Annotated in this window: 14 protein-coding genes; 8 read left to right on the top strand and 6 right to left on the bottom strand. The window is 66.6% G+C overall.

The window, feature by feature from the left end:
* Positions 1–11: 11 nt before the first annotated feature.
* Entirely contained in the window at positions 12–1814 is a 1803-nt protein-coding gene (gene sucB / locus RWQ91_RS01850; RefSeq protein WP_314502249.1) for a 2-oxoglutarate dehydrogenase, E2 component, dihydrolipoamide succinyltransferase, read from the top strand.
* A gap of 5 nt (positions 1815–1819) precedes the next feature.
* On the opposite strand, the gene RWQ91_RS01845 is transcribed toward sucB, so the two are convergent.
* A complete protein-coding gene (locus RWQ91_RS01845) occupies positions 1820–3142 on the bottom strand; it encodes a hypothetical protein (protein ID WP_314502247.1) in 1323 nt (440 codons plus the stop codon).
* Between the two features lie 123 nt (positions 3143–3265).
* On the opposite strand from RWQ91_RS01845, the gene RWQ91_RS01840 reads away from it, so the two are divergent.
* A complete protein-coding gene (locus RWQ91_RS01840; protein ID WP_314502245.1) occupies positions 3266–3976 on the top strand; it encodes a DUF4191 family protein in 711 nt (236 codons plus the stop codon).
* 19 nt (positions 3977–3995) lie between these two features.
* On the opposite strand, the gene RWQ91_RS01835 is transcribed toward RWQ91_RS01840, so the two are convergent.
* Positions 3996–4397, bottom strand: a complete 402-nt coding sequence (locus tag RWQ91_RS01835; protein WP_314502243.1) for an RDD family protein — start codon at positions 4395–4397, stop codon at positions 3996–3998.
* 146 nt (positions 4398–4543) lie between these two features.
* On the opposite strand from RWQ91_RS01835, the gene glnA reads away from it, so the two are divergent.
* On the top strand, positions 4544–5968 hold the full coding sequence (gene glnA / locus RWQ91_RS01830) for a type I glutamate--ammonia ligase (protein ID WP_314502241.1): 1425 nt from the start codon (positions 4544–4546) through the stop codon (positions 5966–5968).
* A gap of 324 nt (positions 5969–6292) precedes the next feature.
* On the opposite strand, the gene RWQ91_RS01825 is transcribed toward glnA, so the two are convergent.
* From RWQ91_RS01825 to RWQ91_RS01810, 4 genes are all read right to left on the bottom strand, one after another.
* Positions 6293–6649: a hypothetical protein gene (locus RWQ91_RS01825; RefSeq protein WP_314502239.1), complete on the bottom strand. Its 357-nt coding sequence runs from the start codon at positions 6647–6649 to the stop codon at positions 6293–6295.
* A 338-nt stretch (positions 6650–6987) separates the two neighbouring features.
* Positions 6988–7900 (bottom strand): IS5 family transposase gene (locus RWQ91_RS01820; RefSeq protein ID WP_314502237.1). Its coding sequence is split into 2 segments (ribosomal slippage): positions 6988–7527 and positions 7529–7900, totalling 912 coding nucleotides; the frame shifts between segments, so codons are not numbered across the junction.
* Between the two features lie 45 nt (positions 7901–7945).
* A complete protein-coding gene (locus RWQ91_RS01815) occupies positions 7946–8650 on the bottom strand; it encodes a response regulator transcription factor (protein WP_314502235.1) in 705 nt (234 codons plus the stop codon).
* On the bottom strand, positions 8647–9852 hold the full coding sequence (locus tag RWQ91_RS01810) for a sensor histidine kinase (protein ID WP_314502233.1): 1206 nt from the start codon (positions 9850–9852) through the stop codon (positions 8647–8649). Before RWQ91_RS01810 ends, RWQ91_RS01815 begins: the two co-directional genes overlap by 4 nt.
* 155 nt (positions 9853–10007) lie before the next feature.
* On the opposite strand from RWQ91_RS01810, the gene RWQ91_RS01805 reads away from it, so the two are divergent.
* From RWQ91_RS01805 to RWQ91_RS01785, 5 genes are all read left to right on the top strand, one after another.
* Complete coding sequence (locus tag RWQ91_RS01805) at positions 10008–10430, top strand: hypothetical protein (protein WP_314502231.1); 423 nt, start codon at positions 10008–10010, stop codon at positions 10428–10430.
* A gap of 21 nt (positions 10431–10451) precedes the next feature.
* Positions 10452–10880, top strand: a complete 429-nt coding sequence (locus RWQ91_RS01800) for a hypothetical protein (protein ID WP_314502229.1) — start codon at positions 10452–10454, stop codon at positions 10878–10880.
* Positions 10881–10942: 62 nt separating this feature from the next.
* Positions 10943–11173 (top strand): hypothetical protein, encoded by a 231-nt coding sequence (locus tag RWQ91_RS01795; RefSeq protein WP_314502227.1) that lies wholly within the window; start codon positions 10943–10945, stop codon positions 11171–11173.
* Positions 11166–12752, top strand: a complete 1587-nt coding sequence (locus RWQ91_RS01790; protein WP_314502224.1) for a multicopper oxidase domain-containing protein — start codon at positions 11166–11168, stop codon at positions 12750–12752. The genes RWQ91_RS01795 and RWQ91_RS01790 overlap by 8 nt, the downstream gene beginning before the upstream one ends.
* A gap of 630 nt (positions 12753–13382) precedes the next feature.
* Complete coding sequence (locus tag RWQ91_RS01785; protein WP_314502222.1) at positions 13383–13823, top strand: hypothetical protein; 441 nt, start codon at positions 13383–13385, stop codon at positions 13821–13823.
* Positions 13824–14114: the final 291 nt, after the last annotated feature.

Below are 14114 nucleotides of genomic sequence, written 5' to 3'. Positions count from 1 at the left end.
GAGTCATGCACATGAGCACTTCCGTAGTCCTCCCCGCGCTCGGCGAGAGCGTCACCGAGGGAACGGTAACCCGCTGGCTCAAGAAGGTCGGCGACACCGTAGAGGCGGATGAAGGACTGCTGGAGATCTCCACCGACAAGGTCGACACCGAGATCCCCTCGCCGATCAGCGGAGTGATCGAGGAGATCCTCGTCCAGGAGGACGAAACGGTCGAAGTCGGCGCCGTTCTTGCCAAGATCGGCGAGCCCGGATCCGCTCCGGCATCCGATCAGTCCCCTTCGGAGAGCCAGGCCCCGGCGGAGCAGCCGCCGGCCGAATCGCAGGCCGAGCCCGAGCCGAGCGCGCCCGCCCCCGCCCCGGCTGAGCAGCCTGCGCCGGAGCCGGTCGCGAGTGCTTCCAGCGCGCCCGCCGCAGCGTCCTCGGGCGGCAAGGACGTCGTGCTTCCCGAGTTGGGTGAGAGCGTCACTGAAGGCACCGTGACCCGTTGGCTCAAGAGCGTCGGCGACACGGTCGAGGTGGACGAGGCGCTGCTGGAGATCTCGACCGACAAGGTCGACACCGAGATCCCGTCGCCCTTCGCCGGAGTGCTGCAGGAGATCCTCGTCCAGGAGGACGAGACGGTCGCCGTCGGTTCCGCCCTCGCGCGGATCGGCGACAGCGCGCCGGCCCCCGCTGCCGAGGCTCCGGCCCCGGCCGCGCAGGAGGAAGCGCCCGCACAGCCTGCTTCCACGCCGGCCGAGACCCCCGCCCCCGAGCCCGCCGCACCCGCGCCCGCGCAGGAGGCTCCGGCCCCCGCACCGGCAGCACCGGCACCGGCACCTGCCCCGGCGGCACCGGCTCCGGCACCTGCCGAGGCAGCACCGGCCGCCCCCGCCACTGCTCCCGCTGCCGCGGACGACTCCGACGTGACGGCCTATGTGACGCCGCTCGTCCGCCGGCTTGCTCAGCAGCAGGGCGTCGACCTGTCCACAGTGACCGGGACCGGCGTCGGTGGCCGGATCCGCAAGGAAGACGTCCTGAAGGCGGCGGAGACGGCGGCCGCTCCGGCGGAGGCGCCCGCTCCGGCAGCGGCTGCTCCCGTTGCGGTGGAGATCTCACCGCTGCGCGGCACGACGCAGCCCATGTCACGCCTGCGCAAGGTCCTCGCCGAGCGCGCCGTGGCGTCGATGCAGGCCACCGCACAGCTGACGACCGTCGTCGAGGTCGACGTGACCCGACTCGCGACCTACCGTGACGCGGTCAAGGGTGACTTCCAGTCCAAGACCGGCGACAAGCTCTCGTTCCTGCCGTTCTTCGCCCTGGCCGCCGCCGAGGCGCTCCAGTCGAACCCGGTCATCAACGCGACGGTGGACGGCGACCAGATCGTCTACCCGGCCTCGGAGAACCTGTCGATCGCCGTGGACACCGAGCGCGGGCTGCTGACCCCGGTGCTGCGAGATGCGGCATCCAAGAATCTGGCTCAGATCGCGCACGAGATCGCAGATCTGGCGGCCCGGACGCGCAGCAACAAGCTCAAGCCCGACGAGCTGGCGGGCGGGACGTTCACGCTCACCAACACCGGATCGCGCGGAGCGCTGTTCGACACTCCCGTCGTATTCCTGCCGCAGTCCGCGATCCTCGGCACCGGCATCGTCGTCAAGCGGCCCGGACTCGTGAGCATCGACGGCAAGGATGCGATCGCGATCCGCTCCTATGTCTACCTGGCGCTGTCGTACGACCACCGGATCGTGGACGGCGCCGACGCGGCGCGCTTCCTCACCACGGTGAAGAAGCGCCTCGAGGACGCCTCGTTCGAGGGCCAGCTGGGAATCTGAGACCGTCACTGCTGCGGGACGTCGTGCACGTCCCGCAGCAGCCACGTGTCGCCGACGCGCACGATGACGACCAGTTGAGCGGCTGACGCGCCGCTCACCGACTCGGCGCGCAGCACCGCCGCGCCGCCGAACTCGTCGAGCAGAGTGATGGCGAGATCCTCAGCGGGCAGATCGATGACTCCGCCCGGGAGCTGAACCCCGGGCGACTCGACGACCTCCGCGAGACACACGGCCTCAGCTCCACAGGCGGTGCGGGCGGCGAGCAGGTCGGTCGTCACGACGCTGAGGTCGTCTCTCCCGCTCCACGAAGACGGCGGGGCCGCTGCCCCTTCTGCCGGAGCCGCCGGCTGTGACGTCGGAGCGGTGGATGCCGGCGCCGGAGTGCCGTCGGCACCAACGGGTGTCTCCGCCGTGGCAGGACCATTGCCGCCGGCGGGCCAGACGAGGCCGCCGACGAGCACGACGGCGGCCAGCGTTGCGGCGATCGCCCACGGTCGCCCGCGGCCCTCGCCTCGTGCCCGCATTCCCCGCCACACCGATGTGGTCGCCCGCGACACCAGATCGGAAAGATCGGCATCGACGTACCGGGCCATCGAGAGCGGCCACGGGGCCGGCGCGGCTTCTGCTTCGGGAACGTCAGTGGTCTGGGCGATGCTCATGCGAGCGCGCACACGCTTCGGGCCGAACGTCGTCGTGGCCAGCTCGAGGGGTTCGGCGACGGCGAAGACCTCGGCCTCCAGGCGCTCCGTCTCGCGCCCCCGCCTCCGCCCGTCCCGCACCACGACGGCCGCTTCCTCCAGGACGTGTGCCATCTCGGGGACCGCAGCGGCGAGGTGGCGAAGGTGCAGTGCGGTCTGGGCGATCGCACCCTCCTCGGGTGCCGCATCGTCGATCTGCGTTCGCGTGGCGAGCACGGGGCGTCCTGATTCGGTGAGCCACCACGTGCCCTGCGGCTCGGGCATTTCCGAGGGGATCTGGGCGATTCCGCGCAGCAGACTCACCGCCACTGTCACGGCCTCACCGCTGGCCAGATCCGACCCCTCCACGCGCCGCCGCAAGAAGTCCCCGAGGCGCTCGGTGCAGACCGGCAGCAGGGCATCATGGCCGTCCGGACGACGCATCACGTCCGTCGGGGCGACGAGGTGACCCTCCGGATCGGCGCCCCAGCCGAGCCATTCCGGTCCGAGCAGCGCCGCATCGACGGCAAGGGCGGTCTCGCCGTCGGCCACGGCGACCAGAGCGCCGGGCCATGGCGCTTCCCCCTCACCCGCCACCCTGCGGATCACCCGGCACCCGGCCTGCAGCCAGCTCTCCGCACCGTTCGCCACCCCTCGACCTTGGTCCCGCGGCTCGCCGAGCGTCATCGACACCGCGGGAGTTGTGGACGGGGCACAGCCGCAGGCGCCTGTGCAGGAGGCGGCGAGGGCGACTCGGAAAGGTAGGCTGTCGGCATGGCAGCACGCAGTACCGCGCCCGAGAAGCGCCCCGGATTCTTCTCGCAGATCCGCACTCTGTTCACCTTCACGCAGAAGGCGTACCGGTGGCTTCCCTGGTTGCTGGTCGCGATCATGGTCTCGTCGATCGCGCTGGGTGTGGGCATCGGCTTCCTGCTGCCGCCCGTGGCGCTGTGGAGCATCATCCTCTGGGCCGTGACCGGCCTCATGCTGGGCGTCCTCGCCTGCTTGATGACGATGACGCGGCTGTCGACCAGTGCGATGTACAAGCAGATCGACGGGATGCCGGGCGCGGCCGGTCATGTCCTTTCGACCTCTCTGGGGCGCAACTGGCAGTCCAGTGACATGCCCGTCGGTGTGAACCCCAAGACCCAGGAAGCCGTCTACCGTGCCGTGGGCCGGGGTGGCGTCGTCATCGTCGGTGAGGGCGCGCGCGGCCGTCTCACCCGTCTGGTCAACGACGAGCGCTCGAAGGCTCAGCGGGTCGCGACCGGTGTGCCCGTGACGGTGTTCTACGTCGGCCACGGCGACGACGAAGTGCCCATCGCGAAGCTGGCGTCCTCGATCAAGGCCCTGCCCAAGAAGATCGACCGCGCCACGATGGCAGCGGTGATCAAGCGGCTCAGTTCGGTTTCGCAGTCGCTCGCCTCGTTGCCGATTCCGAAGGGGATCGACCCCACGAAAGCCCGCGCTCCGCGTCCGCGGTAGCGCGGCAGGCCGAGTGGCGTCAGGACCGGACGAGCACCGTGCCGGCCGCCTTGTCGTGCACTCCCCTGTTGTCGGCATCCCAGATCACGGCGGGAATGACCAGGGCGAGCAGGACCGACCGTACGATCGGTCGCCACAAGCCCGGCCAGCCGATCGGCATCCGCTGAACCCGCATGCCGAGGAGGCGATGACCCGGGCTGCCGCCGATCGTGGGGATGAAGGCGCACTGCACCACGACGAACACCAGCGTCGTCGCCAGTGGCGCGTAATCGAAGAACGAGATCGAGATGATGACCGCGCAGGTCCAGTCGATCACGATGGCCCACACGCGGCGTCCGAGCTTCGCCAGACTGCCCGATCCGCTCTCGGGCAGGCCGAGGCGTTCGCCGGGATAGGCGCCGGGGGGTAGCTGATCGGGCATCGGTCAAGCGTAACCATCGCGACGGTGGCCGAGGTCGCGTAACATGCCCGAAACAATGGTGTCACTGCCGGGCAACGCCCTCCCGGTACGGTTCGTGGAAGCCCGCATGCGGGCGGCAGTCCCGATGCCCTAACTCTGGAGCCTTCATGTTCAAAGATTCATCCGAGGTGCTCAAGTTCATCAAGGACGAGGACGTCAAGTTCCTCGACATCCGTTTCACGGACCTCCCTGGTGTGCAGCAGCACTTCAACATCCCGGCCTCGACGGTCGACGAGGAGTTCTTCACCGTCGGTCAGCTCTTCGACGGCTCCTCGATCCGCGGGTTCGCGAACATCCACGAATCCGACATGCAGCTGATCCCGGACGTGTCGACGGCCTACGTCGACCAGTTCCGCGAGGCGAAGACCCTCATCATGATCTTCGACATCTACAACCCGCGCACGGGCGAGATCTACCACAAGGACCCGCGCCAGGTCGCGAAGAAGGCCGAGAAGTACCTCGCCTCCACCGGCATCGCCGACACCGCGTTCTTCGCACCCGAAGCGGAGTTCTACATCTTCGACGACGTGCGCTTCGAGGTGAAGCAGAACTCGAGCTTCTACAGCGTCGATTCCGAAGAGGGCGCGTGGAACTCCGGCCGGGTCGAAGAGGGCGGCAACCTCGCCAACAAGACCCCGTACAAGGGCGGGTACTTCCCGGTGAGCCCGGTCGACAAGACGGCCGACCTGCGCGATGACATCACTCTCAAGCTCATCGAAGCCGGCTTCATCCTCGAGCGCTCGCACCACGAGGTCGGCACGGGCGGACAGCAGGAGATCAACTATCGCTTCGACACGATGGTGCATGCCGCCGACGACATCCTGAAGTTCAAGTACATCGTCAAGAACACCTCCGAGCAGTGGGGCAAGGTCGCCACCTTCATGCCCAAGCCGCTCTTCGGCGACAACGGCTCGGGAATGCACGTGCATCAGTCGCTGTGGCTCGAGGGCAAGCCCCTCTTCTACGACGAGGCGGGCTACGGCGGTCTGAGCGACATCGCCCGCTGGTACATCGGCGGTCTTCTGGCGCACGCGCCGGCGGTGCTGGCGTTCACCAACCCGACGATCAACTCCTACAAGCGCCTGGTCAAGGGCTACGAGGCCCCGGTCAACCTGGTGTACTCGGCCGGTAACCGCTCGGCGGCGATCCGCATCCCGATCACCGGGTCGAACCCCAAGGCCAAGCGTCTCGAGTTCCGCGCCCCCGACGCGTCCGGCAACCCGTACCTCGCCTTCGCCGCGCAGCTGATGGCGGGCCTGGACGGCATCAAGAACCGCATCGAGCCGCACGAGCCCGTGGACAAGGATCTGTACGAGCTTCCCCCCGAGGAGGCCAAGAACATCCCGCAGGTTCCGAACTCGCTGCTGGATTCGCTGGACGCCCTCGCGGCCGACAACGAGTTCCTCCTTGCCGGCGGAGTGTTCACGCCCGAACTGATCGAGACGTGGATCGAGTACAAGATCGAGAACGAGATCAAGCCGATCGCCGCACGCCCGCACCCGTTCGAATTCGAGCTGTACTTCGGCGTGTAGTCGAGAAATACCACTTCGCCTGGGATTTTCTGCGGGCGTTTAGGCAACAGTCCGCGGACAGTCCGCAAAAGATTCGCGCCAGGTCCAGCAACAGTCCGAAAATGGGACATCCCCCGACCGCTACTCGGTCGGGGGATGTCCCTTTTCACTTCCGGACTAGCGTCCTGACGCCGCCCACGGAAGTTGGCGAACCGGCGCTATGGTCGCGGGTTCCGGGCCTCGTATCACCGCGGAGATCGCGTCCCGCGTCGAGTCGTCGCGGTTCGGCCAGAGATGCCCGTACACGTCCAGCGTCGTCTTCGCTGACGCGTGTCGCAGTCGCGCCTAGACCGTCGTAATATCCAGTCCCGCCGCGATCAGCATCAACGCGAAGAAATGCCGCAGGTCGTGCAGGCGGAACCCGTCTGGCAGGTCCGCGACCGTCGCGGCGGCACGTTTGAAATGGACATCCAGGCGCGCAGGCGTGACAGCTTCGCCGTAGAAGCTGACGACCAGATAATCCGTTTCATACGTCGTCGGGACGATCTGCAACTGCAACGCCAGATCAGTCGGGACCGGGATCGGGTTCGTGCTTGTCCATCTGGGCGCGGCGTCGAACTGCCTGGAACGCGCGGTCGCGATGGACCGGCGGAGCGACGACCGGTTTCGGTCTGCGCGCAGATCGATCGCGGAAGCCGCCACCACCACAGCGGATGCGCTCCTATCCCCCAGCTGGACAACGATCCAGCGACTGAGGGCGAGCGTTGCAGCTGCCGCTGACGATCTCGACGCCTTAAAAGATGCAGACCCGCGACGATCCGCCCGCGGATGATCCGCTACAACCGGACGCGCTTCTCTGTCGTCATAGTCTGCGAATGCGGGTGGTCCGATGTCGGCACGTCGAAGGAATCCGCCTGGTCGCTGGCGGCGGATGACGAATTCCGAGCGCATCCGGGCGATTGGTGAATCCGGGACGCCCCGCGCAAGCGCCGACGATGGTGATTACGGCCTATGTGCCAGGCTATCTAGGGCGTGTCTCCTTAATCGCCTAGCCAGGTGAGGATTGCGTAGAGGGTGACGGCGGCCCGGTAAGTGATGGCGAGTTTGTCGTAGCGAGTGGCGAGCCCTCTCCATTGCTTGGCGAGTGCAAAGGAACGCTCCACGACGTTGCGGCCACGGTAGGCGGCGGCGTCGAAGCCGGGTGGCCTGCCGCCCCGGTGCCCGCGGCGTTTGCGGGCGACGATCTGGTCGCTCTTCTCCGGGATGACGGCTCTGATGCCGCGACGACGCAGCTCGGTCCGGGTCACGCCGGAGGTGTACGCCCGGTCGGCAATGATCGCGTCGGGTCGGGTGCGTGGTCGTCCCGGGCCGAGCCGGGGAACGTGGATCTCGGCGAGGACGTGGGCGAGCATCGCGCCGTCGTTGCGCTGACCGCCGGTAATCACCAAAGCCAGCGGCGGGCCACGCCCATCGACGACCTGATGAATCTTCGTGGTCAGCCCGCCGCGGGACCGGCCGATCCCGTGCCCAGGTGGTTCAACCTCGTGCCACGCCAGATTCTTGTGATTCGATCCTGCCCCCTGTGTCCTGCTCGGGGCGGGTGGTGTTCGTCGCGTGCTGGTGCGCACGCACGATCGTGGCGTCCACCGACACCGACCAATCAATCTTTCCGACAGCGTCGGCGTCGGCGAGGATCCGCGCGAGAACACGGTCCCAGGTGCCATCCCCGGCGTAGCGGCGGTGACGCTTCCAAACCGTCTGCCACGGCCCGAACGCTTCGCGCGGCAGATCACGCCATGGGATCCCCGTCCGGTACCGGTAGGCGATGCCCTCGACCACGCGGCGGTTGTCACCGAACGGATGCCCACGCCGCCCTTCGTTCGACGGCAGGAGCGGCTCGAGCCGCTTCCACTGCTCGTCGGTGAACACCCTCAATCGCGAATTTGGCCTCACCCGATCAGACTGCCCGAGCCTCACGCTCCGTACGGGATAGACGCCCTAGTTGTCGAGAATTCTCGAAGTACCCGAGAACACGATCGGGGCGGTTTCACCGGGGCTGATGAGTCCCGATTCGTAGCTAAGGATCACCAACTGCGAACGGTCGCGTGCAGAGAGCTTGGACAGGAGCCGGCTGACATAGGTGCGCGCGGTTGCAGGGCTGATGTGGAGGCTGGCGCCGATTTCGTCGTTCGATTCGCCCATGCCGATCCGGGTGAGGACTTCGCGTTCGCGGTCGGTGAGCGAGTCGAGCAGCGCCGGGCGCGTGCTGGTGGTCGGGCGTCCCGCCAGCGTGCCTATGACTTTTCGCGTGATCGCGGGCGATAGCAGAGCGTCACCGGATGCGACGGTGCGGATCGCGCTCCGCAGCTCGGCGGGGGCGATGTCTTTGAGGAGGTAACCGGCTGAGCCTGCCCGGATCGCCGCCAGCACGTTCTCGTCCTCATCGAAAGTGGTCAGCACCACGACCCGCACGTTTGCGAGGGAGCGGTCGGCCACGATCGCCCGCGTCGCGGAGATACCGTCCATCTGCGGCATGCGGATATCCATGAGCACAACATCCGGCTTGTGCTCGCGGACCGCGCTGAGGCCGGCGCTGCCGTTGTCGGCCTCTGCGACGACCTCGATATCGCCGTCGTGCTCGGCGAGGGTGCGTAAGCCGGTTCGGACGAGTTCCTGGTCATCGACCAGTACGACGCGGATCATGGCAGCCTCGCGCGGATGGTGGCTTCAACGGCGAACCCGGCGCCTGCGAAGGAGCGGGTGGTCAATGATCCGCCGAGCAGCCTGACTCGTTCGCTCATGCCAGTCATTCCATACCCTCCCGTTGCACCATCATCGCCGGCCGCTCCTCGCCCGTTGTCGGTGACGCTGATGTGAAGTCGGCCGTCACGGATGTTGACCTTCACTTGGGCGTGGGTGGCACCCGCGTGACGGACGACGTTGGTGATCGATTCCTGGATTACCCGGTAGGCCGCCGCGTCGACCGGAGCAGACAACTCCGAAGGGCTCGTGGTGATATCGGTCGTCACCTCGACGCCGGCACCTCTGGCCGCATCCGCGAGCTCTTGCACGGCCGAGAGCGAGTGGATGCCCCGTGTCTCGTCGCGGTCGGAGGTCGAGCGCAGGATGCGCACCATCGAGCGCAATTCTCGGAGCGATCGTGTGCTGGCCGACCGGATGCGTTCGAGGGCGTCGCTGACCGCGCGGTCATCTTGCCCGACGGCTTCGGCCCCTACCCCTGCGTGGAGGGAGATGACCGACATGGTGTGACCCACCGTGTCGTGCAGTTCGCGGGAGATGCGCTCACGTTCGCTCTGTATCCGCAGCTCCGCCTCGCGAGCGAGTTGCGCCTCGGCGAGGCGGGCGATTTCGGCCTGCTGTGCCGCCCGGAGGCGGCGGGCTCGAACGCTGTATCCGAGCGCGATCGCCGCGGCGAACAGAGCGAGGTTGGAGACGGACTCGTAGCCGAGAAGGAACCCGAGCGCCTCTGCGCCGTCGTAGACCCGGTAGAACATGGATACGCCGAAAACGACAATTGCTGCTCCTGTCGACCACAGCGTCAGTCCGGCCTCGGCTGCGGAGAACAGGGCGGCCAGCACCGGGACGGCGACGCCGATCGGCGGATAGTCGAGGGTGTAGTAGGCGAACAGCCCGAGCACGCTGAGCACGAGCACTGTCCGCGGCATCCTCCGGCGTAGCAGCATCAGAGCGCCGAAGCCAGCCGCGAACAGGTACGCGATGACATCGGGCGGCTTAGCGCCACCCGAACCCGTAGCGATGATGAGGGTGAGCGCGAGTGCGACCGCCGTTCCCAGCAGCGTGTCGATGACCCACGCCGCCACATGCCCAGCGCGGCGACCATCGCCCACCGGCCCACGCGGGGGCGCCGAAGATCGTTCAGCCATACCACCAAGGGTACGAGCAGACAGGGCTCTCAGTCATGAGCCTCCAGGCGATGCCCGGTGTCGCTTCTCGACGTACAGAAGACGAGACCGGGGGCGACACAGGTCGAGAGCGGAGGCCGATGTGATGACGCGAGCGCGTTTCTAGCGTTGCTGGCATGAACACAATCAAGTCACTTCAATGGCCCCTCATCCTCGGCCTCGGGGCGCTCGCGCTGGTCCGGCCACTTGTGAGCATCGTCGAGTATCAGCTCGATGTCAGCGACTCTCCCGCGGTGCCGATCATCATCACCCTCGTCATCTCGGCCGTCTGGATCGTGGTCGTCGGTCTGAGCAAGACCGCCCATCCCGTGCTGACCTTGTTGTTCACCGGGCTCGCCTACGCGGTGTTCTCCATCATCCTCAGCGGCATCCTCTCCCCGATCCTCACCGGGGAGCTCCAGGGCCCGCTCGCCATGCCCATCGCAATCATCCCGGTCTTGCTGACCAACGCGATCTGGGGTCTGGCCGCCGGTGGAATGGCGCTCCTGCTCCAGCGCGTCCGAGGCGCCCGGTCCCGCGATGCCGTCAAGTCCCGCTGAGCCGAGCCGGAAGGCAGACTCATGACCAACACGCCCCACGAGCCTGGCGATCCGCACGACTCGGATGAGCGCACCGAAGCCGATGAGGCACGCACTGACGCAGCCATCCGGGATCTGAAGGCCCGCGTCGTGTGGCCTCAGCCGCCAGTTCCCGCGTCCCTCGGCGCGCCAGAGCAGTCGTTCTTCGCCCGGGCAGCCCCTGCTGGGAACACCGACCGAACGACAACCCCCATACGCAAGGTCGGCGTCGGGATTCTCGGCCTGATCGGCGGTCTCCTCGTCGGCCTCCTTGCCCGATTCATCGCGCCCGGCGACCTTCCGCTGGTCCTCGCGCTTCTCGTGGGCGCGGTCACCCTCTCGCTCGCTGTCGCGGGCATGGTCATCGCACTCGTGATCGACCACGGCTACCTCACGCGACGCGCACGGAAGTCCCCGACCAAACAGCCCTGACAACCCGTCTCTCTCCCCCACGGTCCAGGTCCGCGGAGAGGCAACCAATGAAAAGGAATGCAATGCGAAAAGTTGGAATCGGCGCGCTCGGTGTCATCGGTGGAGTGCTGCTCGCACTCATTGTCCAAGACCTCCTGGCGACCGCCTTCCTTAGCAACGGGACCATCCCGATCGGCCTCGGCATCGTGCTCGGCTTCCTCATGCCCGTCTTCGCTGTGCTCGGAGCGGTCATCGCCGTCCTGACCTACAACCGGAGTACGAAGCGCAAATCGGAGAAGGCGATCGATGAGTGAGCCTCGCCGCGGCGACCTTTCCCGCCGTACGGTGCTGAAGATCGGCGGGGCAACGGTGGCCGGTGTCGCCTTGTCGAACCTGCTGGCCGCGTGCAATATCGACAGCGGTGGCTCCAACAACAGCATTCAGGGAAGCGCGGGACGCGTGCTCGACAGCGAGGCGCCACTTCCCGAGGCATTCCGCGCTCGCCTGCCGATCCCGCCCGTCCTCGAACCAGTCCGCCGCGACGGGACCACCGACTACTACGAGATCACGCAGAAGATCGGGCAGGCCGCGATCCTCGCCGGGCTCACGACCGAGGTATGGGGATACAACGGCATCCTTCCCGGCCCGACCATCGTCTCCCGCAGCGGCCGCCGCACCGTCGTAACCCATTTCAACGAGCTGCCGGTGCCTGTGTCCGTGCACCTGCACGGAGGCAAGACGGCACCCGAGCACGACGGGTATCCGACCGACCTTATCCTGCCGGCCAGCGGTGCGGGCGGACACTCAGGGCACGGCGGGACGAGCGTGATCGGCAGCAAGGAATATGTCTACGACATGGAGCAGGCCGCCGCGACGTTGTGGTACCACGACCACCGGATGGACTTCACAGGCCCGCAGGTCTACCGCGGCCTGGCGGGCTTCCATCTCATCCACGACGACACCGAGGACTCCCTCGGCCTTCCCTCCGGCGATCGGGACATCCCGCTGATGATTCTCGATCGCTCCTTCGCCGCCGACGGCTCGTTTCTCTACCCCTCGGTCGACCCCACCCTGACCGGCACTCCTGGGGTCACCGACGACTACATGAGCGGCGTCCTCGGCGACTGCATTCTCGTCAACGGCGCCCCTTGGCCGGTGCTGGAAGTGTCCGACACGAAGTACCGGTTCCGCATCCTCAACGCCTCCAACGCTCGCCGCTACCGCCTCCGTCTCGACGGCGGACCCGGCTTCACCCAGATCGGCAGCGACCAGGGACTGCTCGCAGCCCCCGTCGAGCACGACGCGATCGACATCGCCCAAGCAGAGCGATTCGACGTGATCGTGGACTTCTCCGGCCACAACGTCGGCGATCAGATCACGATGGTGAACGAGAACGGCAGCGGCGGCACCTCCCAGGTAATGCGGTTCGTCGTCACCCGCAATGAAGCTGACACGAGCGTCGTACCGGACCGTCTCGCCGCCCTAGAATCGCTCTCGGAAGACGACGTGAGCGTCGAGCGGGAGTTCGTCTTCGCTCGCGGGGGAGCCCAAGCCCACGGCATGACGCTGTGGACTGTGAATAGCCAGCCGTTCACGCCTGACACCATCGTCGCGCGCCCACAGCTCGGCGCGACCGAGAAGTGGACCATTCGCGCGCAGAACGTCGAGCATCCGTTCCACATCCACCTCGCCCCTTTCCAAGTCATCGGACGCGACGGCAACGACGATCCCGGCCGCTACAACCAGGGCTGGAAGGACACCGTGAACCTCGACAACGGCGGCAGGGCAGAACTCCTGATCCGCTTCGACGGCTACCGCGGGAAGTACGTCTTCCACTGCCACAACCTCGAACATGAGGACATGATGATGATGGCCAACTTCGAGGTCGTCTGAGACGGCCCCGTCTGCCCTCGGCCTTCAAGCGGGAGACACCGCTTGGCGGACCATCACCGCCAATCGGAAGCTCGACTTTTTGGATCGCGCTGCGCAGCCCGGACCGGAGAAGAGCAACCAGATCGTTGCCCGCAAACGCCGCGGGCACCGGGGCGGCAGGTCACCCGGCTTCTAAGCCGCCGCCTGGAGAGGGCTCGCCACTCGCTACGACAGACTCGCCATCACCTACGGGCCGCCGTCAATCTCAGCGCAATCCTCACCTGGCTAGGCCATTTGGGAGACACGCCCTAGTTGGTGATCGCCATTCCGCCGTCGTTCGCGGTGGATCGACCGCGGAATTAATCCACGGCGGTGTGGCTGAGCGCTGTGCCACACTGGGCGCACACGCGCAGAACCGCGCTGCGTCTTGGGGGGGACTGTGAAAAACTGGCCGCGTTCACGCTTTCGGTGATGATCGCTATTGGGGCAGCGGGGTGCACCGCGGGTCCTGCTCCCCAGTCCGCTCCCACAACGCCAGGTCCCAGTCCCAGCCCGACGCCCAGTCCCAGTCCTTCTATCGATTCGGGACCGATTCAGCTGAGCGATGCCGAAGCTGGAGAACGCTACTTACAGATCATCTGCCCCACCAACGTGAGCGCGAAAGCCGTGGCCGACGGGTTCGCCGGCTGGGATGACGCCTATGCGAATGGCACCGGTCCTGACCTGGATCAGGCGAAAGCTGCTGCGGGCGTTGCCCTCGATGCCAGGTATAACTCTGTGTTGCTGTTCGATGACCCGTACTTCCTATGGCCTTCAGCTGTGGCACCTGAGGTCATCATCGTTCGTGACGCGAGTCTCGCCGACGTGGGTCCCCTCAGCGCGATGAAGAACGCCTCATCCTATGAGCAGTTCCGAAACGTCGTCTTCCCGGACGCCACTGCTGCGTCGACTGCGGCTCAGGAGATCCGCCTGGCGCTGGGTCTTTCACCTGATACGACGGCGTCGTGTGCGGGCTACGAGAATGGGCATCAGATCCTGCTCCCAGAGAAAGCGGAACGAGAAGCCGCGCTTGCGGAACAGAAGACCACGTAAGTAGGCCCGGCTGAGACGCCGCTACCTTGTTCGATATGACGATGGACTCTCCACCTGCGGATGCTTTAGGACAGAGACTCCCTGCCGGGTTATGGGCCCGGCAGGGAGTAGCGTTCTAACTGGCGAGCTTGAGAAGAAGCCAGAGCACCAAGAACTGGACCAACGGTTGTTGCACCAACGCGTTGATTTCGGCCAGCAGTTGGATTGAAACGGGTCCCTTATTCATCGGAGGCCCTTTCTATTCAGTTATCTATCGAGCGGGTGCGCGATGGGTCGACGGTACGACCGGCG

It is taken from the genome of uncultured Microbacterium sp. (assembly GCF_963524805.1).
Taxonomy (GTDB): Bacteria; Actinomycetota; Actinomycetes; order Actinomycetales; family Microbacteriaceae; genus Microbacterium.
Note: the sequence above shows the minus strand (reverse complement) of the source record. Positions and strands in the feature narration are given on the sequence as shown.

Excerpts from the sequence above, each read along its gene's own strand:
- RWQ91_RS01805 (WP_314502231.1), top strand. The coding sequence starts at position 10,008 with ATGAACACAATCAAGTCACTTCAATGGCCCCTCATCCTCGGCCTCGGG.
- RWQ91_RS01835 (WP_314502243.1), bottom strand. The coding sequence starts at position 4,397 with ATGCCCGATCAGCTACCCCCCGGCGCCTATCCCGGCGAACGCCTCGGC.
- RWQ91_RS01790 (WP_314502224.1), top strand. The coding sequence starts at position 11,166 with ATGAGTGAGCCTCGCCGCGGCGACCTTTCCCGCCGTACGGTGCTGAAG.
- RWQ91_RS01815 (WP_314502235.1), bottom strand. The coding sequence starts at position 8,650 with ATGATCCGCGTCGTACTGGTCGATGACCAGGAACTCGTCCGAACCGGC.
- RWQ91_RS01795 (WP_314502227.1), top strand. The coding sequence starts at position 10,943 with ATGCGAAAAGTTGGAATCGGCGCGCTCGGTGTCATCGGTGGAGTGCTG.
- RWQ91_RS01810 (WP_314502233.1), bottom strand. The coding sequence starts at position 9,852 with ATGGCTGAACGATCTTCGGCGCCCCCGCGTGGGCCGGTGGGCGATGGT.
- sucB (WP_314502249.1), top strand. The coding sequence starts at position 12 with ATGAGCACTTCCGTAGTCCTCCCCGCGCTCGGCGAGAGCGTCACCGAG.
- glnA (WP_314502241.1), top strand. The coding sequence starts at position 4,544 with ATGTTCAAAGATTCATCCGAGGTGCTCAAGTTCATCAAGGACGAGGAC.
- RWQ91_RS01800 (WP_314502229.1), top strand. The coding sequence starts at position 10,452 with ATGACCAACACGCCCCACGAGCCTGGCGATCCGCACGACTCGGATGAG.
- RWQ91_RS01840 (WP_314502245.1), top strand. The coding sequence starts at position 3,266 with ATGGCAGCACGCAGTACCGCGCCCGAGAAGCGCCCCGGATTCTTCTCG.